The 22,208-nt window shown below is 68.0% G+C and carries 21 protein-coding genes; 10 read left to right on the top strand and 11 right to left on the bottom strand.

Features of this window, described 5'->3' with window-relative positions; genetic code table 11:
• Positions 1–27: 27 nt before the first annotated feature.
• The 8 genes from nhaA to dinB all read right to left on the bottom strand — a co-directional run bounded on the left by nhaA (position 28) and on the right by dinB (position 10,897).
• Positions 28–1,827: a Na+/H+ antiporter NhaA gene (gene nhaA / locus QSJ19_RS15600; RefSeq protein ID WP_286321703.1), complete on the bottom strand. Its 1,800-nt coding sequence runs from the start codon at positions 1,825–1,827 to the stop codon at positions 28–30.
• A gap of 143 nt (positions 1,828–1,970) precedes the next feature.
• Positions 1,971–4,391 (bottom strand): phosphoketolase family protein, encoded by a 2,421-nt coding sequence (locus tag QSJ19_RS15595; protein ID WP_286321702.1) that lies wholly within the window; start codon positions 4,389–4,391, stop codon positions 1,971–1,973.
• Between the two features lie 22 nt (positions 4,392–4,413).
• Entirely contained in the window at positions 4,414–4,653 is a 240-nt protein-coding gene (locus tag QSJ19_RS15590) for a hypothetical protein (RefSeq protein WP_286321701.1), read from the bottom strand.
• Positions 4,654–4,794: 141 nt separating this feature from the next.
• Entirely contained in the window at positions 4,795–5,463 is a 669-nt protein-coding gene (locus QSJ19_RS15585) for a response regulator (RefSeq protein ID WP_286321699.1), read from the bottom strand.
• 1 nt (position 5,464) lies between these two features.
• Positions 5,465–7,153 carry an ATP-binding protein gene (locus QSJ19_RS15580; protein WP_286321698.1) on the bottom strand — a complete coding sequence of 563 codons (1,689 nt, stop codon included), beginning with the start codon at positions 7,151–7,153 and terminating at the stop codon, positions 5,465–5,467.
• A gap of 35 nt (positions 7,154–7,188) precedes the next feature.
• On the bottom strand, positions 7,189–8,676 hold the full coding sequence (locus QSJ19_RS15575) for a CitMHS family transporter (protein ID WP_286321697.1): 1,488 nt from the start codon (positions 8,674–8,676) through the stop codon (positions 7,189–7,191).
• Between the two features lie 257 nt (positions 8,677–8,933).
• Positions 8,934–9,554: an LGFP repeat-containing protein gene (locus QSJ19_RS15570; protein WP_286321696.1), complete on the bottom strand. Its 621-nt coding sequence runs from the start codon at positions 9,552–9,554 to the stop codon at positions 8,934–8,936.
• A gap of 134 nt (positions 9,555–9,688) precedes the next feature.
• A complete protein-coding gene (gene dinB, locus QSJ19_RS15565) occupies positions 9,689–10,897 on the bottom strand; it encodes a DNA polymerase IV (RefSeq protein WP_286321695.1) in 1,209 nt (402 codons plus the stop codon).
• Between the two features lie 44 nt (positions 10,898–10,941).
• Between dinB and QSJ19_RS15560 the strand changes: the two genes are divergently transcribed.
• Together QSJ19_RS15560 and QSJ19_RS15555 are read left to right on the top strand one after the other, a co-directional pair.
• Positions 10,942–11,550: a class I SAM-dependent methyltransferase gene (locus QSJ19_RS15560; protein WP_286321693.1), complete on the top strand. Its 609-nt coding sequence runs from the start codon at positions 10,942–10,944 to the stop codon at positions 11,548–11,550.
• Between the two features lie 66 nt (positions 11,551–11,616).
• Positions 11,617–12,708, top strand: a complete 1,092-nt coding sequence (locus tag QSJ19_RS15555) for a YihY/virulence factor BrkB family protein (protein WP_286321692.1) — start codon at positions 11,617–11,619, stop codon at positions 12,706–12,708.
• Here QSJ19_RS15555 and QSJ19_RS15550 read toward each other — a convergent pair.
• Positions 12,696–13,970, bottom strand: coding sequence for a GAF domain-containing protein (locus QSJ19_RS15550; RefSeq protein WP_286321691.1), 1,275 nt, complete (start codon positions 13,968–13,970; stop codon positions 12,696–12,698). The two genes, QSJ19_RS15555 and QSJ19_RS15550, sit on opposite strands and share 13 nt — an antisense overlap.
• A 110-nt stretch (positions 13,971–14,080) precedes the next feature.
• Positions 14,081–14,923: a helix-turn-helix domain-containing protein gene (locus QSJ19_RS15545; protein ID WP_286321689.1), complete on the bottom strand. Its 843-nt coding sequence runs from the start codon at positions 14,921–14,923 to the stop codon at positions 14,081–14,083.
• 37 nt (positions 14,924–14,960) lie between these two features.
• Here QSJ19_RS15545 and QSJ19_RS15540 point away from each other — a divergent pair, with 37 nt between their 5' ends.
• Entirely contained in the window at positions 14,961–15,548 is a 588-nt protein-coding gene (locus QSJ19_RS15540; RefSeq protein WP_286321687.1) for a TIGR03086 family metal-binding protein, read from the top strand.
• Positions 15,549–15,678: 130 nt separating this feature from the next.
• Here the strand turns inward: QSJ19_RS15540 and QSJ19_RS15535 are convergent, their stop codons facing one another.
• Positions 15,679–15,924 carry a hypothetical protein gene (locus tag QSJ19_RS15535; RefSeq protein ID WP_286321686.1) on the bottom strand — a complete coding sequence of 82 codons (246 nt, stop codon included), beginning with the start codon at positions 15,922–15,924 and terminating at the stop codon, positions 15,679–15,681.
• A gap of 91 nt (positions 15,925–16,015) precedes the next feature.
• Between QSJ19_RS15535 and QSJ19_RS15530 the strand changes: the two genes are divergently transcribed.
• The 7 genes from QSJ19_RS15530 to QSJ19_RS15500 all read left to right on the top strand — a co-directional run bounded on the left by QSJ19_RS15530 (position 16,016) and on the right by QSJ19_RS15500 (position 22,206).
• Positions 16,016–16,432: a YccF domain-containing protein gene (locus tag QSJ19_RS15530; RefSeq protein WP_286321685.1), complete on the top strand. Its 417-nt coding sequence runs from the start codon at positions 16,016–16,018 to the stop codon at positions 16,430–16,432.
• 81 nt (positions 16,433–16,513) lie between these two features.
• Positions 16,514–17,833 carry an NAD(P)/FAD-dependent oxidoreductase gene (locus tag QSJ19_RS15525; RefSeq protein ID WP_286321683.1) on the top strand — a complete coding sequence of 440 codons (1,320 nt, stop codon included), beginning with the start codon at positions 16,514–16,516 and terminating at the stop codon, positions 17,831–17,833.
• Positions 17,830–18,630, top strand: coding sequence for a DUF1365 domain-containing protein (locus QSJ19_RS15520; protein ID WP_286321681.1), 801 nt, complete (start codon positions 17,830–17,832; stop codon positions 18,628–18,630). The genes QSJ19_RS15525 and QSJ19_RS15520 overlap by 4 nt, the downstream gene beginning before the upstream one ends.
• Positions 18,611–19,927 (top strand): SAM-dependent methyltransferase, encoded by a 1,317-nt coding sequence (locus QSJ19_RS15515; protein WP_286321678.1) that lies wholly within the window; start codon positions 18,611–18,613, stop codon positions 19,925–19,927. The genes QSJ19_RS15520 and QSJ19_RS15515 overlap by 20 nt, the downstream gene beginning before the upstream one ends.
• Entirely contained in the window at positions 19,924–20,748 is an 825-nt protein-coding gene (locus tag QSJ19_RS15510; RefSeq protein WP_286321676.1) for a DUF1295 domain-containing protein, read from the top strand. The genes QSJ19_RS15515 and QSJ19_RS15510 overlap by 4 nt, the downstream gene beginning before the upstream one ends.
• A 98-nt stretch (positions 20,749–20,846) precedes the next feature.
• Entirely contained in the window at positions 20,847–21,419 is a 573-nt protein-coding gene (sigK, locus tag QSJ19_RS15505; protein ID WP_286321675.1) for an ECF RNA polymerase sigma factor SigK, read from the top strand.
• Entirely contained in the window at positions 21,412–22,206 is a 795-nt protein-coding gene (locus QSJ19_RS15500; RefSeq protein WP_286321673.1) for an anti-sigma factor, read from the top strand. The genes sigK and QSJ19_RS15500 overlap by 8 nt, the downstream gene beginning before the upstream one ends.
• Positions 22,207–22,208 lie beyond the last annotated feature (2 nt).

The raw sequence follows: 22,208 nt of genomic DNA, 5'->3' as shown, positions 1-22,208 counted from the left end.
CGGGGAAGTCCCAGCTCACGAGCTCCTTCACGAACGACGCCGCGCCGCCGAGTTCGCCGCGTCCACTTGTTCGAGTGCGGCGATCAGCGTCCGCGCGTCGTGTGGGCCGCGGTGGCGGTGCCCGTTCAGGAAGAACGTCGGTGTGCCGCGGGCCCCACTGTCGAAGGCACTCTGTTCGTTCGTGGCGATGGTGACCGCGATCTCCTCGCTCTCGAGGTCGGTGACGAACCGGTTCATGTCCAGCTCGAGACGCTCGGCGTAGCTCAGCAGATGATCGACCTCCAGTTCGGATTGATGGGCGAACAGGATGTCGTGCATCTCCCAGAACTTGCCCTGGTTGGCGGCCGCCTCCGCTGCGGTCGCCGCGAGGAGGGCGTGCGGGTGATAGTCGTGCAGCGGCAGGTGACGCACGATGTAGCGAACGCGATCGCCGAAGTGTGCGTGCACGTCGTTCCACATCCCGGTGGTCTTGGCGCAGAACGGGCACTCGAAGTCCATGAACTCGACGACGGTGAGCGGTGCGTCGTGCGGTCCCCGGATGTGGTCGCCGACGACATCGACCGGCGGGTCGAGGGTGACCGGCAGGTCCGCCGACGTCTCACCCCACTTCACCCGTGCCCGGGTGAACACGAACCATCCGAGCAGGGCCGCGAGGATCATCGCGGCCAGCACGCCGACGGTCGCCTTCGCGGCGTCGTCGGAGTCGGTGAACGCCAGTCCCACGATCAGCAGCGAGACCGTGAAGCCGATCCCGGACAGCGCGGCGCCGCCGAGCACACTGCCGCGGCCCACACCGTCGGGCAGCCGTCCGAGTCCGGCCCGGATCGCCAACCATGTCCCCAGCGAGATGCCGACGAACTTGCCGAGGACGAGTCCGACGACGACGCCCCAGGTGATGGTCGAACTGAACGCCTCGGCCAGTACGCCACCGCCGAGGTCGATGCCCGCGTTGGCGAGTGCGAACACGGGCACCACGAACAGGGAGACGGGCCCGCGCAGGACGTCGTGGAGGCGTTCGTTCACGGAGATCGAGCGGGCCAGACCGCGCCGCGCCGTGCGGGCGACGGTCGCCTCGGGCGATTGCCAGTAATCGCGGAACAGGGTCTTGGCCTTCTCGACGTGTCCCCGCTCGGTCGGACGGGCCGGGACGAGCAGCCCCGCCGCCATGCCTGCCAGCGACGGGTGGACGCCCGAGGCCAGGGTCGCCGCCCACACGATGACGACGAGGATCACGTAGGGTGCGCTGCGCCATTCGGACGTGCGGGAGAGCAGCCAGAGTCCGACGAGACCGACGAGCGCGATCACCAACGGACCGATCTTCAGATCCTCGGTGTAGACGACACCGATGATCGAGACGGCGAGGAAGTCGTCGACCACGGTCAGGGTCAGCAGGAAGATGCGCAGCTGATTCGACATCCGGGGACCGACGATGGCCAGAGCGCCGAGCAGGAATGCGGTGTCGGTGCCGACCACCACGCCCCACCCGTCGACGACGTCGCGGCCGGCGATCGCCAGGTAGATCAGTGCCGGGACGATCACACCGGCGATCCCGGCGACCATCGGCACCATTGCACGTCGCCGATCCCGCAGCGATCCGATCGCGAACTCCTGGCGCACCTCGAGACCGATGACGAAGAAGAACACGACCATCAGGCCGTCGTTGATCCAGTGATGCAGGTCCATCTCGAAGTCGTGCTCGCCGAACACGATGCCGAGACCCGTGTGCCAGAGCTCGGTGTAGGAGTCGCCGATCGGTGAGTTCGCCCAGACGAGCGCGATCACCGTCACCAGCACGAGCAAGGCCGCGCTGCCGGATTCGGTTCGCACCCAATCCACCATTCGCCGGGCGTTGGTCACCACCGGAACCCACACTCCTCTCGAACGCCACCCGCCGTCGGGCGACGTCCGATCAGAACGTTAATGCGCCGCCCGATCATCCGCGGGTCGACCGGTCCGCGGGAATCCGGCCTTCAGGACCAGGTCCAGTCCCTGATCTCGGGTAGATCCTCGAAGTGTTCCCGGACGTACTCGTGGTGGCGCGCCAATTGCCGTCGGCAGTACTCGGCCAGGTCGTTGCCGCGTTCCGGAACCCGGCGGGAACGCCGCAGCGCCTCGAGCACGAGGTGATAGCGGCTCATCGTGTTCAGGACGACCATGTCGAACGGCGTCGTCGTCGTGCCTTGTTCGGTGAAGCCACGAACGTGGAAACGGTCGGCGTCCGGTCGACCGTGCAGGAGCTGATGAACCGCACGTGGGTAGCCGTGGAACGCGAACACGACGTGCCCGGTCTCGGTGAACAGGTCGACGAAGTCGTCGTCGGACATGCCGTGTGGATGATCGGCGGGCGGCAGCAGCGCCATCAGGTCCATCACATTGACCACCCGCACCCGCAGGTACGGCACCCACTCGCGCAGGATCTGGGCGGCAGCGAGGATCTCCTGCGTCGGGACGTCGCCCGCACCTACCAATACGATGTCGGGGTCGTCGGCGCTGTCGCCGTCGGTGCCGGCCCAGGACCAGATCGACGCCCCGGCGGCCGCCTGGTCGTTGGCCTCCTCGAGGGTCAGGTACTGCAGGTGCGGCTGCTTGTCGACGACGAGCAGGTTCACGTGATCGCGACTGCGGAAGCAGTGTTCGGCGATAGACAGCAGCGAGTTGGAGTCCGGCGGCAGCCAGATGCGGACCACATCGGGTGCGAGCGGCAGGACCGCGTCGATCAACCCGGGCCCCTGGTGGGAGAACCCGTTGTGGTCGTTACGCCAGCAGGTCGACGTCAGCAGGATGTTCATCGAGGCGACGGGCTCGCGCCAGTCGAGAGTCGCCGCATGCTGCAGCCACTTGGTGTGCTGGATCACCATCGACGCACTGACCATCGCGAACGCCTCGTAGCTCGCGAACAGACCGTGCCGGCCGGTCAGGAGGTAACCCTCGAGCCAACCCTGGCAGAGGTGCTCGCTGAGCACCTCCATCACACGCCCGGACGACGACAGCTGATCGTCGTACTCGGTGACCGGCAGTTGCCAGCAGCGGTCGGTGACGTCGAAGACGGCGGCGAGCCGGTTGCTCGCGGTCTCGTCCGGGCAGAACAGGCGGAACGATCCGCCGTCGTCGGGCGTGGTGTTCTCGACGTAGATGTCTCGCATGTACTCGCCGAGGACCCGGGTCGTCTCGTGGAGGGTGGCGCCCGGGTTGTCGATGTCGAGGGCGTAGCGCGCGATCGGCGGCAACCGGAGCGGTGTCAGCAGGCGGCCGCCGTTCGCAAAGGGCGACGAGCCGAGCCTGCGATCACCGTCCGGCGCCAGGGAGGTGATCGACTCGACCACGGCGCCGTTCTCGTCGAAGACGTCCTCCGGACGGTACGAGCGCATCCAGTCCTCGAGCTGACGGAGGTGGGCGGGGTTGTCCCGTACCCCGGACAGCGGGACCTGATGCGCGCGGTGGGTGCCCTCGACGAGTTGACCGTCGACCACATGCGGTCCGGTCCAGCCCTTCGGGGTGCGGAGCACGATCGCCGGCCACCGCGTGTTCGGCGTCGTCCCGTTCGCACGCGCATCCGCCTGCAGCTCACGAATCACCTTGTACGACTGATCGATTGCCGCCTTGAGTGCGGTGAACACCTTTCGCGGGTCGTCGCCCTCGACGAAGATCGCGGCCCACCCCTGACCGCCGAGATAGTCGGTGACCTCCTGGTCGGTGCTGCGGCCGAGGACAGTCGGCGAGGCGATCTTGGCTCCGTTGAGGTGGAGGATCGGCAGCACCGCGCCGTCGCGTGCGGCGTTGAGGAAGGCCGGGATCTTCCACGACCCGGAGAGCGGCCCGGTCTCGGCCTCTCCGTCGCCGACGACGCAGGCGACGATCAGATCGGGATGGTCGTACGCGGCGCCTGCGGCGTGGACTAGCGCGTAGCCGAGTTCACCTCCTTCGTGGATGCTGCCCGGGGTCTGCACACTCACATGGCTGGGAATGCCTCCGGGAGTGGAGAACTGGCGGCACAGACGCCGGACGCCGCGCGCATCCGGAGACACCGGCGGATAGATCTCGCTGTAGGTGCCCTCGAGGTAGACGTTCGCGACGAGTGCCGGACCGCCATGTCCCGGGCCGGTGACATAGAGCCACTCCGAATCGGTCTCGCGGATCACACGGTTGAGAACGGTGTAGATGCCCGACAGCCCGGGACTGGTCCCCCAGTGGCCGAGCAGACGGGGTTTGATGTGCTCGCGCGTCAGCGGTTCGCGCAGCAATACGTTGTCCTGCAGATAGATCTGGGCGACGGTGAGGTAGTTGGCGGCCGCCCACCACCGGAGATCGGCGTCGAGGTCGGCGTCGGTGTAGGGATTGTCGGTGTGGGGAGTGTCGGTGGGCGGGAGGTCGGCGGCTGGGATATCGGTCATCGCAACTCCTCTGGCGCTCGGGTCAGATCCGTTCGAGAAGGTCCTGCAGGTTGTGCCGTATGCGTTCGATGGGTGCCGCGGTGGGATCGGCCGCAGCGAATTCGACGAAGAACCGCAACGGCATCCGCGAGTCGTCCGACAGCGTGGTCTGCAGATATCCGCCGTCGAGGTCGTAGCGCTCGTCGAGAAAATGCCGGCCGCGGTAGGTCTGGGCGAACTCGCGCATGAGGTCGAGACGCTGTGCTGGATCGGGCGCGGACACGCAGACAGCTTACGGTTTCGTCGACACCGGCGCCGGACATCCACGCATCCCACCGCGCTGATCGCACGACACGCATCCCACCGCGCTGATCGCACGACACGCATCCCACCGCGCTGATCGCACATCCGCTCGCGGTCCGGACTAGTCGGCCAGTCGATGCTCCTGCCGCGGCCGCCCGGTGGTGCCGTACTGCAGCGACATCGCCAGCCGCCCGGATGAGACGAGACTCGCGAGATGCCGGCGGGCGGTCGCCGGGGACACACCGACGGCCTCGGAGACCTGATCGGCGACCAGCGCACCGTCGACACCGGCGAACAGGTCGAGGATCTTCTGTTCCGTGTGCGACCCGGCCTCGGCCCGGTCGGATCCGCGGGTGCCGAATCGCAAGGCCGACAACGCCGCATCGACGGCCCGCTGATCGACATTGTCTGCGGCCAGGACGCGTCGGTACTGCGCGTAACCGGCCAACCGACGCGCGAGCTCGGTGTCGTCGAACGGTTTGATCAGGAATGCCAACGCACCCGATCGCATCGCGCGGCGTACGGCCGGCGCCTCGGTCTCCGCGCCGACGATGAATGCGTCGCAGCTCAATTCGGCGACGAGGTCGATCCCTGATCCGTCCGGCAGGTAGACGTCGAGAAGGGCCAGGTCGATGTCGGCACCGCGTTCGGCCATCGCGGTCCGGGCCGCGGCCACACTGCCGGCGCGCGCGATCACCCGGAAGCCGCGCACGGCGTCGACGATCGTCGAATGCAATGCCGCGACACGGAAATCATCGTCGACGATGAGCACACCGATATCGCCGGTCACGTCAGGTACCTCCGGTCTCGTCGGCCATCATCGCGGGGAGACGTGCGACGAGGACCGCCCCGCGTAGCTCCCCGGGGTCTCGTTCACCGTCGCCGCCCGATTCGGCGACCCAGATGTCACCACCGATGCGCCGCACCATCTGCCGCGACAACGACAAGCCCATCCCCCTCCCGCCGACGACACCGGTCGGCGACTTCGTCGTCACGCCCTCGTCGAATATCTCTGCAGGATCGTCGAATCCGATGCCCGGCCCGCTGTCGGCGACCGTGATGAACAAGTCGTCGCCGTCCGTCAGCACCTCGACCTCGACGACCGCATCCACGACCGCATCCCTCGCGGCGCCACCGTCGACCATCCCATCGTCGACCACCATCCCGCCCACCGACGCATCGATGGCGTTGTCGATGAGGTTTCCGAGCACGGTGGTCACCACGACCGGTTCACGCAGCACTCCCTGCACCCAGGTCTGGTCTCCGAGACGCAACGTCGCGCCACGCTCACGGGCGTGAGCCGCCTTCGCGTCGAGGAACGCGTGCAGGTGTGGTTCGCCGACGTTGTCGAGCCCGTCGAGCCGTGTGCTGTCGGGACCGCTCCCGGTCAGCTGATCGAGATAGTCCGACGCCTCGTCGGTGTGGCCGTGACGCAAGAGTCCGGCCAGCACATGCATACGGTTCGCCGTCTCGTGCCGATGGGCCCGCAGGGCCGTACTCATCGCGCGGATCGAATCCACCTCCTGGGTGAGTCGTGCGACGTCCGTGCGATCGATCACCGACAGCACGGTCCCCAGATCGCGGCCATCGGCCTCCACTGTGTGCGAGCTGACCAGCACCACCCTCTCGCCCACGGTCGCAGCCACCGGTTCGGGCGTCGGGTCGGCCAGCACGCCACGGATTCGAGGGGTCAGGCCGAGGTCGTCGACATCCCGGCCGATCGGGTCGGTCAACCCGAGCAAGGTGAGGGCGGTGTCGTTGGCGACCCTGACGACCCCGCCGCTGTCGACCGCGAGCACGCCGTCGGCGAGCGAGTGCAGGACCGCACGTTGTTCACGGACGAGCTCGGTCAGTTCGTCCGGCTCCAGACCGAGCGTCAACCGACGCCACCGCCGTGCCAGCAGCGCCGATCCCACCGCGCCGACGCCGAGTGCGGCCAGGGCGATGAGGATGGTGGCGATCGTGTCCCGGCGTGTCTCCGACGCCAACCGCGCCGTGGACACCCCGACGCTGGCGAACCCGACGACCCGCCCGCCGTCGAGCACCGGCACCTTGGCCCGGACCGACTCACCGAGTGTGCCGCGATCGGTCGTGACCTCCTCATTGCCCGACAACGCGGTGGAGGGATCGGTCGAGACCTTCTCGGCCAGCTCGTCCACCTCGGGATGGGCCAGCCGCAGACCGGCGTCGTTGCCGATGACCACGAACAGCGCGCCCGTCCGTTCCCGTACCGACGTCGCCTCCGTCTGTAGCGGACCGGAAGCGAGTTCGGCGGCATCGAGCGTCTGCCCCTGATGTGCGGCGACCTCGGCCTGGACGTCAGCGTCGGCGGCGACGGACTGCGCGATGGCCAGCGCGCGCTGGGCGTACTCGTCGCGCACGCGGTCGTCGGCGCCGGAGATCACCAGCCCGAAACCGACGGCAAGGCTGACCGCGATGACGGCGAGCTGCAGGAGAAGTACCTGCGTTCGCAAGCGCATGCGGTCAGCCTAAGGCCACTGATGGACGACCCCGGTCAGAACGGGATCGCGCCGACCAGGCCACCGACGACGAGCATCACGATCGACACCGCGGCGGCACGCCACAGCACCTTCTTGTGGTGATCGGCGAGACTCACACCGGCCAGGGCGACCAGGAGCAGGATCGCCGGGACCAGCGGGCTCTGCATGTGGAACGGCTGGCCGGTGATGGAGGCCCGGGCCATCTCGGCGGGATCGATGCCATAACGGGTGGCCGTCTCCGACAACACCGGCAGCACGCCGTAGTAGAACGCGTCGTTGCTCATCAGGAAGGTCAGCGGGATCGACAGCACACCGATGACGATCGCCATGTGCGGGCCCATCCACGAGGGGATGCCGGAGGCGAGCCAGTGCGCGATCGCGTCGACCATCCCGGTGCCGCTGAACACGCCGGTGAGTACCGCCGCTGCGAGGACCATCGCCACCACCGAGACGATGCTCGACGAGTGCCGCGTGATCGCTTCCTGCTGATCCTTGATGTGCGGGAAGTTGATCGCCAGCGCAATGCCCGAGGCGATCATGAACAGCACCGGGATGGCGACGACGTCGAGGCCGAGGACAGCCAGGAGCGCGACCGTCAGTCCGGCGTTGAGCCAGAACAACTTCGGGCGCAGCGTGGGCCGATTCGGATCGAGGACGCCGGTGAAGCTCGTCTCGCCGTCGTCGGCGGCATCCTCGTTCCGAGGGCCGACCGGGAGATCACGGGTCGACGGGTCGTCGTCCGAACCGGTTGCGGCCGAGCCCGCGCCGGATGCGCCGCGCCCGCGCCCGGACCGACCCGTCGAGACCGGGGTGTCCGTGCCCGAGCCACCACCGGCGCCGACCAGCACCTCGTCACGAGGCATCAGCATCGACTCCTTGATCTCGATTCGGCCGATCCGGCGACGCTCGAGCACGCCGAGGTGATACGAGAACAGGAGCACGACGACCAGGCCGGCAATCAGCGCGGGAACCATCGGCAGGAACACCGCATTCGTGTCGATCTTCAGGGCGCTCGCGGCGCGGGCGGTCGGGCCGCCCCACGGCAGGATGTTCATCGTGCCGTTCGCCAGGCCTGCCGCCACGGTCAGCACCACCGGACTCACGCCGAGCTTCAGATACAGCGGCAGCAGTGCGGCGGTGGTGATGATGAAGGTGGTCGATCCGTCGCCGTCGAGGGAGACGACCATCGCCAGCACGGCGGTGCCGACGACGAGTCGAGCCGGGTCGTTGCGCACCATCCGCACCACGAGGCGGACCACCGGGTCGAACAGTCCGACGTCGATCATGATGCCGAAGAAGATGATCGCGAAGAACAGCATCGCCGCGGTGGGCGCGAGTTCCTTGATCCCGTCGGTGACCATGTCGCTGATGTCGAGGCCGGCGCCGGCGAACAGTCCGAACGCCACCGGCACCAGGATCAGCGCGACCACCGGCGTTGCACGTTTCGTGATGATCAGGAACATGAAGGTGGCCACCATTCCGAGGCCGAGTGCTACCAACATTTGTCATGCTCTTTTCTGCGTGTGGGGAACGGCTGGGAGGTACACGGCCGGCAGATCCGGACTCGACGTAGCAGCCGTTACACACGCAGTCTTCGGGTAATCCAGGTCACAGTCACGCTTGCGCTCATTAGTCGTCTTTCGCGCGTTTTGCGCAGCGCTCGAACCATTCGACATCTCGACCGCGACGACGACACCCCACCCGCATGATCGACGCGGATGGGGTGTCGGCGGGACTCTTCAACCCGACAAGTGACGACCTACTCGGCCGGGACCACCTCACCGTCGACAGTCACCTCGACCTTGTCGGTCGCGGAATCCCAGGTGATCGTGCCGTTCTCGAAGGTCGACTTCTTGACGGCGCCCTCCTCGGTCTCATCGCTGGTTGCGACACCGAGCGGGCCCTGCGACCCCCCCTTGCCATTCGCTGCGGGCTTACCGGACTCATCGCGGGGGACGTTCCAGGCGTCTCGGATCTTCCCCCAGGTGATGTATGCGGGCGTACCGCCATCGTCGTTCTTGGCAGTGATCACACCCCCATCGAACTGCTGGAACACCACACCGTTGTCGCCGGTGCCTGATGCGTCCCCACCCACCTTGACCGCGCCGAGGTCGGACTTCTGCGCCTCGGTGGCGGACTGATACTTGGCCGCGATCGGGCCGCTCAGCGTGACTTTCGTGCCGTCAGCTGCGGTCAGCTCGACCGACCCCCCTTGGTCGGCTGCATCGCCGGATTCCGACGCCGCGGACTCACTCACCGCGGCCGGAGACGACGACGCCGAGGACGTGTCGTTGCCGTCGTCGCTGCACCCTGCGGCGACGAGCACGGCGATGGAGGCGGCGGCGGCAACACCGACCACCCGTCGAATTGACTGCTTCATGATCTCCCTCTCGGTATCTCAGAGCATTTACCAAACTGGATGCATTTCACTGAAGCACATCCACGGTGAGGCTATCCGCATCCGCCCACGAAGGCGAGACCTCGGCTCGGTCGGCGAGTGAGGGTCTATGACGGTCAGTCCGGCAGCATCGGTGCGTCGTCGCCGTGATGGCGTCCGACGAGGACCGCCCGCGTCACTGCGTCGCGGCCGAACCGGTCGCGGAGCTGGTCCATCGCGACGTCGAGTTCCGCACCGTGGTCCGCCTCGAACGGGAGGGTGAGCTGGATGCTGTCGTGGTCGTCGAGGTTGGTGAGCGACAGCCCGATCAGGGTGCATCCGCGATCCCGGATGAGCGGCATCGCGTCGTCGAGCAGACCGCGGGCCCCGGCCATGATCACGTCGGTCCGATCGGTCGGTTCCATGAAGGATCGCGACCGTGTGACGCGAGCGAAATCGTCGAACCTGAGTCGCAACACCACTGTGCGACAAAGACGTTCGGCGCCACGCAGACGCTTGCCGAGCCGTTCGACGATCGCGACCAGGGTCGCTTCGAGGTCGGCCTCGTTCTTGGGGCGCCGGCCGAGCGCGCGCTGCGAACCGATCGATCTCCGACGACGCCCCGTCTCGACACGGCGCGGGTCGCGCGCCATCGACAGCGCGTAGAGGTGCCGCCCTGACCCGCGTCCGAGCAGGTTCGTCAGACCGTGCTCACCGAACGACGCGAGATCGCCGACCGACCGGATCCCGGCGTCGGCGAGCTTCGCCTCGGTGACCGCGCCGACACCCCACAGCCGCCGGACGGGCAGCGGATGGAGGAAGTCCAGTTCGGTCCCGGCGGGCACCTCGAGCAGGCCGTCGGGTTTGCCCACAGCACTGGCGACCTTGGCGAGGAACTTGGTGCAGGCGATCCCGACGGTGATGGGTAGTCCGACCTCGGCGGCCACCCGTGCCCGCAGACGTGCGGCGATCTCGACGGGGGAGCCGCTGATGCGCCGCAACCCGCCGACGTCGAGGAAGGCCTCGTCCACGGAGATCCCCTCGACCACGGGGGTGATGTCGTGGAAGATCTCGAACACGGCCTTGCTGGCATCGATGTATGCGTCGAATCGGGCCGGCACCTCGATGGCATCCGGACACAGCGCCCGCGCCTCGCGCCCGGACATCGGTGTGCGGACTCCGTGGGCCTTCGCCTCGTAGCTGGCCGCGAGCACCACCCCGCCGCCGACGAGGACCGGCCGCCCCCTCAGTTCCGGGTTGTCGCGTTGCTCGACCGAGGCATAGAAGGAATCCAGGTCGGCATGCAGGATCGTGGCCTCCGACCTCTCCTTCCACTCGATGCGCATAGAACACATGTTCGCACGCCGGTCCGACACATTACGGTCGAATCATGAGCGAGCACGTACCCGACGATCACTCCGCGGCCGAATGGGATGAGCGGTATCGGAGCGCCGACCGATTGTGGACCGCCGACGTCAATCCCGCACTCGTCGCCGAGGCCTCCGACCTCCCGGCCGGCACCGCGCTCGACGTCGGCTCCGGCGAGGGCGCCGACGCGCGTTGGCTCGCCGATCGCGGTTGGCAGGTGACGGCGGTGGACATCTCGCAGGTGGCGATCGACCGGGCCCGTGAGACCGACACCCGCGAGGCGATCACCTGGTTACGCGCCGATCTGAGCGTCGACGACGTGCCGGGTCGCGACTTCGGCCTGGTGTCGTTGCAGTACTTCCCCATCCCTCGTTCCGATGACGCGACCGTGCAGCGGTTGCTCGACGCCGTCGCCGACGACGGGCACCTCCTGGTGGTGTCACACGAGGCCGAAGGTGTTCGCGCCCAAGGCCGCAACCCCGACGACTACTTCCAGCCCGCCGACGTCGCCGCGCTCCTCGGCGACGGGTGGACGGTGATCACCGACGACACCCGCGAGCGCGGTGTCGCGGCCGGCGGCGGGGCACATACCCACGACGTCGTCCTACACGCATTGAGGACACGGTCCTGACCTCCACGTCGTCTCCCGCGTTAGACTCGGGCTCCCACGTCGGGGGAACGACGGAAGGGAGTGCCGTTGTCGCTCTCCGCGCGCATCGACGACTTCCAGCGTCGACACCCCGCGACCGGGTTCCCGCTCGCGGTCGTCTACAAGTTCGTCGACGACCAGGGCGCCTACCTCGCGGCATTGATGGCCTACTACGCCTTCATCTCGCTGTTCCCACTGCTCCTGCTGTTCGCGACCGGTCTCGGCATCGTCCTCGCCGACAACCCGGAGCTCCAGCAACGCATTCTGGACTCGGCTTTGAGTCAGATCCCGGTGATCGGCGGCCAGCTCGAGCAGCCCGAGCAGCTGAGTGGCGGGGTCCCCGCCATCACCATCGGTGTGCTCGGATCGCTGTACGGCGGGTTGGGCGTGGCGGTCGCGGCGCAGAACGCGATGAACACGGTGTGGGCGGTTCCGCGCAATGAACGCCCCGACCCGATCCGCGCACGCCTGCGCGGATTGGTCCTGCTCTCGACGGTGGGCACGGCGGTCATCGGGCTGACCGTCATCAACGGAGTCTCCGCGGCGTTCGAATTGGGCACGGTCGGGCGGGCATTCGCGATCATCGGCTCGGTAGTGCTGAACACGGGCGTGTTCACCGCCGCGTTCCGGATCGGCACGGCCCGCGACGTCAGCGTCCGCCAGGTACTGCCGGGCGCCTTCGCCGCCGCCGTCGGCTGGCAGGTGCTGCAATCGTTCGGCAGCGTCTACGTCCAGCACGTCATCGGCAATGCGAGCGCGACCAACGGGGTCTTCGCGGTGGTGCTCGGTCTGCTGGCGTTCCTGTACATCGCGGCACTGCTGATGGTGATGTGCCTCGAGTTCAACACGGTTCGCGTCGACAAGCTCTTCCCACGGTCGTTGCTCACGCCGTTCACCGACAACGTCCAACTCACCGCGGGCGACGAGGCCGCCTACGCCGCGCAGGCGCAAGCCCAGCGCAGCAAAGGATTCCAGGACATCGCGGTCACCTTCGACAACCCGGCCGCTGGCCACGGGGCCGACGAGACTCACGAGGCGACCCAGCCCGAGGACGCGGGCTCAACAGCTCCGTCGACGACCGATTCCGACGTGATCCACCGCGATGCGATCCACCCGGTGACGCGGGATCAGACTCCGTAGCGCTTGTCCAGCAGTCGGATTCGTCCGCCGACGACGGGCCGGTCGGGATGACCGGGCGGCAGCCGGCGCTCGAGGCGACGCCACGCGGCGAGGTCGTCCCGACCGTGCGCCGACGACGTCCACTTGCGCAGCGCGCCGACGTCACCCTCGGCGATGATCCGGGAGCGCAGATCCTCGCGTAGTTCCTCGAACACCTCGGCGACCCCCGGTGCCGACGACTCGGCGAGCAGTCCACCACGCCCCAGGACCTCGATCACCGCGCTCAGATCACCTCCGCCCGCGACCCGGTCGCGGATCTCGGAGACGTCGGACACCAGTGCCACCGTGAGTCGGTAGGGACGGGACTCCACCACGTCGGCGCCGAGATCCCTACGCAGGCGGGAGATCTCGGCGCGGACCGTGACCGGGTCGACTCCGTCCTCGGCGAGCATGACGGCGAGCTGCTCGGTATTGAGCCCTTCGGGATATGCCTGCAGCAGGAGCAGGATCTCCGCGTGCCGCCGCGACAAGGCGCGCTCCGGAGAGCCGTCGCCCGCGCGACGCCAGCGATACGAACCGCCGAGAACGGTCAGTCGGGCACCACTCTCCGCGACGAACGTCGACGGATCGGCGAGATCTACTGCCCGCGAATGCAGTTCACGTTCCACCGCTGCGACAACGGATCGCACGGCGGCCAACGCGAACGGAGCGGCGACCTCACGCCCGCCGGTGACGTCGATGACGCCGATGACATGTCCGGTGATCGGATCGTGCACGGGGGCCGCGGCACAGCTCCATTCCTGGACCGCGCCGGCGAAGTGTTCAGGCCCGACGACCTGGACGCCACGGTCGACGGCGAGGGCCAGTCCCGGCGCGTTGGTGCCGACGATCTCCTCACTCCACATCGATCCCTCGACGAAGTTGATGTCTGCCGCACGGTCGCGGGCATCGGTCGCGCCCTCCACCCACAGCAGCCGCCCGGCCTGATCGGTCAGGGCGACGACCACACCGGAGTCGGCGATGTCGTCGAGCATGAGTGACTGTACGAGCGGTCGCACCGCAGTGATCGGATGCGCGTCGCGGTACTCGGCGAACTCGGTCGCCGACATCGACGTGGTGTCGCTCTCGGGCACGACGTCGCCGGGATCGACCCCGCGCTGGATCGAACGGGCCCACGAATCACGGACGACCGACCGCACCGAATCATCGGCCGGGGTGATCCCCGACAGAAAGTCCTCGTAGGCACGACGGACGCGCGACGATGTCGAGGCGGAATCGCTCATTCGTCCTCCGTCAATGGCCACATCCGTATCCGGATCACGCCGCGCCAACTGTGATGGGAGCAACATCCCATCATGCCAGCGTAGTCGATCGTTCGGGCCGACCCCCGCCATCACGCCTGGTCGAAACGTGCCGCGAACCGGCCCGGGGTCAACCCGGTGACAGTCCGGAAGTCCCGCACGAGGTGCGCCTCGTCGGCATACCCGAGTTCTGCGGCGATCATCGCCAGCGTCGTGTCGGGCCCGCGGAGCCGCTCGGCGGCCTCGTGCAGCCGCCTGCGCTGGATCAACCATTTCGGGGTGAGGCCGAGCCGTCGCTGGGTCAGCCGCTGCAGCGTGCGTTCGGTGACGTGGAAGCGGTCGCAGATCTGGGTCACGGAGGTGACGGTCGAATCGTTCTCGACGAACTCGACGATGGCGTTGATGAGCATGCCGTCGTCGTCGGCAGGGAGCAGCGGCCGAATCCAGGCCTCGACCAGGTCTGTCGCCTCGTGCTGGGCGGACGGGTCGTGCGGATCGGTGGCCATGAGCGTCCGGATGTCCGCGGTCAACGATCGGCCGCCGGCGACGACGGAGAGATCGTCATGGCGGTCCGTCCACTCGGCGACCGGGCCCCCGGTGATCACCGACCCGGCGGCCGGCGCGAGCATGGTGCCGATCGCCCACCCGTCGCCGGTCAGTTCCGTCTCCGACAACCCGGACGTCGGCCCGTAGAACCTCGAGTAGTCGCCCGTCACCACGATCAGGCACACGGGGTACTGCAGCACCCGCTGCGGCGCGGACGTACCCGGCGGCACCGACCAGGTCGGCACCCAGAACCGGCGGACCAGATCCGTCAGGTCTGGCGACGGTGCCCAGCGCCCGATGCTGAACGAGGTGTCCGCGGGGTCGACGAGGTGTGCGCGTTCGACGTCGTCGATGCGCGTTCCCGCCGATCCCGATCTGTCGGGTTTCATCAATCGCCACTCCGGTCGCCGTCGTTAGGTTTCCATCATGACCACTTCATCCGACATCGCACCCGACGACCATGATCTCGACGACCTCTCCACCCGGTTCCGACGACTCGCCGACGGATTCGGCGACGTCCTCGACGCCGTCGACGCGGATGCCTGGTCCGCGCCGTCCCCCTGTGACGCCTGGACCGCACGGGAGGTGGTCGGCCACGTGATCGACACCCAACGCGACTTCTTCGCCGGCCACGACGTCGACCTCGGCGACGGGCCCTCCCTCGACGACCCCGCGGCGGCCTGGCGCACGCACAGCGCCGTCGTCGCCGACCGACTGGCCGACCCGGCCGTCGGGGAGAAGGCCTTCGACGGCCACTTCGGACCGACCACCGTCGGTGAGACCCTGCTCAGGTTCTACGGTTTCGACATGGTGGCGCATCGTTGGGACGTCGCGACCGCGGCCGGTCGGGACCTGCGGTTCACCGACGACGAGCTGACCATGATGGAAACGGCGGCAGACGGTTTCGGCCCCGCGCTGTACAGCGACGGGGTGTGCGCAGCGGGCGTCGAGGCGCCCGCCGACGCCGACCGCCAGACCAGACTGCTGGCCCGGCTCGGCCGCTCCGCCGCCTGATCACGCCGATCTCCTCCCCCGGGTATCGCATCTTTCCCCAGGTATCGCATCGTCCGCCGCGAGCCCGTGGCGGACGAGGTGATACCCGGGGGACGAACCCGTTGCCTGTACCCGCGCCCGTGTGCCCGCCCTACGGAATCCAGCCGTTGCGGCGCGGGTACCGGGCGCGCAGAAGGCTGTACAGGTACGTGCTCACCACCAGGACCGCGGCGGTGATCACGGCCGGCCAGAGGAACGAGTTGTCCATCGACCCGCGCACCGACATCAACGCCCAGCCGATCGTGAGCAGCACGAGGGCGATCGTCGCGATCAGGCGGACGACCAGCACGAGCGTGGTGATCACCGCCCACACCGCTTCGCGTCCCCGATCGGCCATGGCGTCAGGGTAACCGGCACAGGTGGTCCCCACACGGGGTCGTGGCGTCCGTTCGGCGACGCGCACTCGCGCGGCGGCGGACAATGGACGCATGAAGACGATCCTCAACGTGATCTGGCTCTTGCTCTGTGGCGTGTGGATGGCGATCGGCTACGCGGTGGCCGGGATCATCTGCTGCATCCTGATCATCACCATCCCGTTCGGCATCGCCTCGTTCCGGATGGCCAACTACGCCCTGTGGCCGTTCGGCCGAACCGTCGTGCGCAAGCCGACGGCCGGCACGATGTCCCTGGTCGGCAACATCATCTGGCTAGTCGTCGCCGGCATCTGGCTGGCCATCGGTCACATCGGGACGGGGATCGCGATGTGCCTGACCATCATCGGCATCCCGCTCGGCATCGCGAGCTTCAAGATGGTGCCCGTCTCGCTGTTGCCGCTCGGCGCCCAGATCGTCTCCACCGATCAGGACATCCGGGCCGGCGGTCCGATCGGGGCCACCCAGTACTGAGCGGATCGGGACGGCGGACCAACCCGAGGTCACCGGGCGATTCGGACCCATCCGGACCGCGGTCGGTACCGAACACCGGGCATGAACATTTCCGTGTCCTCCCGGTCGGCTCCCCGATCGGTCGCGGTCGTCGGCGCGGGTGTGTCCGGGCTCACCGCTGCACACCTCCTCAGCGCCGCGGACCGGGTCACCGTGTTCGAGGCGGACGACCGCCTCGGTGGCCATGCCCACACCCATGAGGTGGCGTTCCCCGACGGCAGCGTCGTCCCTGTCGACACCGGTTTCATCGTGCACAACGACCGGACCTACCCGACCTTGCTGCGCCTGTTCGACGACCTGGGTGTCGCCACGCAGGAGACCGACATGTCGATGTCGGTCCGGTCGGAGATCACCGGCCTCGAGTACGCCGGCGCCAAGGGCATCCGCGGTCTCCTCCCGACCGCCCGCACCCTGACGCGCGGCCGATATCTCCGGATGCTCGCCGAGATCACCCGATTCCATCGATCCGCGCGTGCCCTTCTCGACGCCCCGGACTCCGACGAGCCGCTGTCGGAGTTCGTGGTGCGCGAGAACTTCTCGCCCTACTTCGTCGACAACTTCCTCGTCCCGCTCGTCGCCGCCGTCTGGTCGTGCGACGCGGATGTCGCCGCCGACTACCCGGCGCGATACCTGTTCACCTTCCTCCAACACCACGGCATGCTGTCGGTGTTCGGCTCACCGACATGGCGCACGGTGAGCGATGGGTCGGCGCGCTACGTCGAGAAGATCCAGGCCCGCATCACCGATGCCGGCGGAACGGTCCGTCAGGGGACACCGGTCCGATCGGTGCGGCCCCGTCCCGGTGGTGGCGTGCAGATCGGCACCGACGGCGCCGTCGAGGATTTCGACGCGGTCGCCATCGCCACCCATCCGCACCAGGCACTCACCATGCTCGCGTCGCCGACCCCGATCCAGCAGCGTGTGCTGTCGGCGATCCCGTACTCGGTCAAACCCGCAGTGCTGCACTCCGACATCTCGCTCCTGCCACGAGCACAGCGCGCGTGGGCATCGTGGAACTATCAGATCCGTACCGACGGTTCGGATGTGGCGGTCACCTACGACCTCACCCGGCTCATGCGGCTACCGAATCCCACTCCGCGCATGCTGGTGACGATGGGGCGCACCGATCTCGTCGACGAGTCCACGGTGATCGCCGAGATGACCTACGAGCATCCGGTCTACACCACAGATTCCGTTGCTGCACAAGCGCTTCTCCCTGATGCGTGTACCGACGACATCGTCTTCGCCGGCGCATATCACGGGTGGGGTTTCCACGAGGACGGCGCGCTCTCGGGTGCACGGGCAGCCGAACGACTCGGCGCTTCCTGGGCGCCGGCCACACCGTCGCGGGTGACCGCATGACACCTCTCCCCGCGGTGGTCCACACCCGTATCACCCACACCCGGACGACACCGATCCGGCATTCCTTCGTCTACCGCAGTGCCTCCTGGCTGATCGACATCGACAACCCGCCTCGGCCCTCATGGCCACTGCGCGTGTTCGCCCGATTCGTTGCGACAGATCACTTCCCCGAACCAGCCGGTCCCGGCGACACGCTCCGATCCCGTCTGGACGCACATCTGGATGCTGCCGGCGTCGCACCCCCGTCCGGCCGGGTCGTCGCGTTGTTGTCGCCACGGGTCGCCGGACACGTCTTCAATCCGCTGAGTGTCTACTGGTGCCACGATCTCGACGGCACCCTGCGGTGCGTCGTGGCCGAGGTGCACAACACCTACGGTGAGCGGCACTGCTATGTGACGACGCCGGACGCACGCGGGGATGCGCAGGTGCGCAAGGAGTTCTACGTCTCCCCGTTCAACGACGTCGACGGCACCTACCGACTGCACGTGCCCGAACCCGGCCCCGACGGGCGCGTCGCCGTGTCGATCATCCTGGACCGCGAGGGCCAGGGCTCGTTCGTGGCGTCGCTGGCCGGGCAGGCGCGGCCGGCGACCGTACAAGCGATCCTGACGACGCAGATCGTCGCACCGCTGGCCCCACTCCTCGTCACCGCGCGCATCCGTGTCCAGGGAATTCGGCTGTGGCTCAGACGACTTCCCGTCATCACCCGTCCCGTCCACGACCATCCGACGACCGTCGCCGACGACACCCTCCACACCTCCTCTCGGAAGGACTTCGATGAACGCTCCGCTTCGTGACCTCCCCGGCGACCTGACACCCGATGAGGCGGCCCGGTGGCCCGACGTCGCCCACGCACCGCGTCGGCGCACGACCGCTGTCCGCAGCGCGGCGGCGGCATGGTTGTTCCGCAACGCGACGCGACGCGTCGACGTCCGTGTCGAGTTCCCGGACGGCTCCACCTCGGGCCGCGACGACGAACGTGTGCTGCCGCGCATGATCATCCGTCGCCCCGGCGCCTTCGCCCGGCGCGTCGGCACCGACGGCCTCATCGGGTTCGGCGAGTCGTTCATGGCCGGCGACTGGACCACCGACGACCTGGTCGGCGTCCTCACCCCGTTCGCCACCCGACTCGCGCGGCTCGTCCCGCGGCCCCTCCAGGTTCTCCGCACCGCTGTGCTGCCGAAACAGCCTGATTCCGAGGACAACTCGACCGCCAACACACGATCGAACATCGCCCGGCACTACGACCTGTCCAACGACCTGTTCGCGCTGTTCCTCGACGAGTCGATGACCTACTCGAGCGCGCTGTTCGACGACCTCGAGCGCGGTACCCGCCCACCGTGGTCGGATCTGACCTCCGCGCAGCATCGCAAGATCGACCGTCTGCTGGACCTCGCCGGAGTCGGGCCGGGAACGCGCCTGCTCGAGATCGGGACCGGTTGGGGCGAACTGTGCCTGCGTGCTGCCGCACGCGGAGCGACGGTGCACTCGGTCACGTTGTCGTCGGAGCAACAGGAACTGGCACGACAACGGGTGGCCGAGGCCGGACTGTCCGAGAAGGTGACGATCGAGCTGTGCGACTACCGGCACGTCGAGGGCACCTACGACGCCGTCGTGTCGGTGGAGATGATCGAGGCCGTCGGCGAGAAGTACTGGCCCGTGTACTTCGAGACCATCGACCGCGTCCTCGCGCCCGGCGGACGGGTGGCGATCCAGGCGATCACGATGCCCCACGACCGGATGGTCGCCTCACGCAGCACGTACACCTGGGTACACAAGTACATCTTCCCCGGCGGCCAGTTGACGTCGCTCAAGGCGCTCGACGCGGTCACCCGACGGCACACCACCTTGCGGCTGACCGATCAGCTCGGGATGGGCATGCACTACGCGGAAACGCTCCGGCTGTGGCGTGAACGGTTCACCACTCGCCGCGACGACGTGGCCGCGCTCGGCTTCGACACCCCCTTCCGACGCATGTGGGAGTTCTACCTGGCCTACTCCGAAGCCGGGTTCCGCGCCGGGTATCTCGACGTGCACCAACTGTTGTTCACCCGTCCGGACGGTGACGATCGTCGAAGGAGGACACGGCAATGATCGACACCGGTTCGACGTGGACGGCGTTCGCAATCGTCACGATCGCGGCGCTGGTGCTGCTCGCCGTTTTGCAGACCATCACCCTGGTCATCGGGCACCGGATCGGGCGCTACAACGTCGTCGACGTCACCTGGGGATTGGGATTCGTCCTGGTCGCCTGGCTCGCACTGTTCATCGGACCCGGCGACGCCACACGCCGATGGGTGCTCGCCGCCCTGGTGTCCGTGTGGGGCCTGCGCCTGTCCTGGCACATGTTCGTCAAGTCCAAGGGCAAGGGTGAGGATCCCCGCTACACCGACCTGCTGACCCGCACCGGCGGTAGCCCGCTCGCGACCGCGGCACGCAAGATCTTCGCCACCCAGGCGATCTCGCAGTGGTTCGTCTCGCTGCCGATCCAGGTGTCGGCCGTCGTCGGCGCCACCCAGGGCGGATGGATCGCGGTGTTCGTCGCCGGTGTGGCGTTGTGGCTGCTGGGATTCACGTTCGAGGCGGTCGGTGATGCGCAACTCCGGCGGTTCAAAGCCGACCCGTCGAACAAGGGCGCGATCATGGGCCGGGGACTGTGGTCGTGGACCCGTCACCCGAACTATTTCGGCGACTCGAGTGTGTGGTGGGGGCTGTGGCTCATCGCGGCGAGCGCGTGGCCGGGTGTGTTGACGGCGCTCTCCCCGGTGGCGATGACGTACTTCCTGGTCTATGCCACCGGCGCCCGGCTGCTCGAGGAATCGATGAGCAAACGCCCCGGCTATGCCGATTATCAGGCCCGTACCTCCTACTTCCTCCCGCGACCGCCACGCCGGGCCGGGCGCACGTCCGTGTGATGACCCTCCTCGCGCCCCACGCGCCTCACGAACCCGTTTCGTTGAGGCGTTCCGTTCTGCCGGATATCCTGATCGACGATGACGACCGAGTGCCCGCGGTGACAGCAGACCCCGCATCCGACACAGCCGCCCTGCCGGCCCTGCTCGATCGGATCGCGTCCGGCGACTCCGATGCCTTCGCCCGCTTCTATGACCTGACGTGCGACCGCGTGTATGGCATGGTGCTGCGGGTGCTGCGCGATCCGGGCTACTCCGAGGAGACCACCCAGGAGGTCTTCCTGCAGGTGTGGCGATCGGCGGAGAACTTCGATCCGCAGGCGGGGTCGGCGCTGTCGTGGCTGATCACGCTCGCCCACCGCCGCGCCGTCGACCGTGTGCGTGCCGAATCAGCCGCGAGCCGCCGCGACGTCACCTATGGACTCGAATCGGTGCAGTCGACCTTCGACGAGGTCACCGATGCGGTCGCCTCCCGCGAGACCACACGCGAGGTGGTGGGCTGCCTGGAGACGCTCTCGGACGTCCAGCGCCAGTCGGTGGACCTCGCCTACTACCACGGTCTGACGTACCGGGAGGTCGCCGAGCGACTGACCGTCGCACTCCCGACGGTGAAGTCACGGATTCGCGACGGCCTCAAACGTCTGCGCAACTGCCTGGGAGATCGCGATGTCTGACGACGAACTCCTCGACCTGGCGCCGGCCGTCGGCCTCGACGCCGTTCAGGGTGCCGAACTCGACGACGTGAACCGGCGGGTCGGGGCCGCCTCGCCCGAGGTGCGCACAGAGTTCCACCGTCAGGTGGCCGCGACCCGGGAGGCGATGGCCGACGTCAGCGCCGTGACGGCGTCCGCACCCCCGGAGACGTTGCGCGATCGCATCCTGACCGCCGCACGGTCGGACGTACCGTCGGCGTCCGCACCACCGACATCTGCACCGCCGGCTCCGCTGACCCCAGCCGAGAACCCGGAGGTCACCGCGCCCGCCGTTGCAACCGTCACCCCACAGCACCGTCGACGTCGTGTCGCCTACCTCGCGGCGGCCGCCGTCGTCGCGATCGCGGTGGGCGCGATCGGTTGGGTGATCGGCGCATCGTCGAGCCCCGACGAGCAGCAGCCGCCACCGACGGCCGAGCAGGTGTTCGCGGCCAAGGACGTCCGGACCTCGTCCGGAGACGTGGCGACCGGGCGGGCGACCGTCACCTATTCACCGACCGCCGATGCCGGAGTGCTCGTGATGAACGACGTCCCGCCACCACAGCCGGGCACCGTCTATCAGATGTGGCTCGTCGGTCCGGGCGGCGAGACGTCGGCGGGCACGATGACCGACAAGGACGTCGCACCATCGACCACGGCGGTGATCAAGAACCTCGGCGGCGCAACGTCATTGGCGTTCACGGTCGAACCTCCCGGCGGGTCCGCCGCGCCGACCGGACCGTTCGTCGCGCAGTTGCCACTGAGCTGAGG

It is taken from the genome of Gordonia sp. ABSL11-1 (genome assembly GCF_030315685.1).
Taxonomy (GTDB): Bacteria; Actinomycetota; Actinomycetes; order Mycobacteriales; family Mycobacteriaceae; genus Gordonia.
The sequence above is the reverse complement of the archived record's forward strand: the minus strand, read 5'-3'. Positions and strand labels throughout refer to the sequence as shown.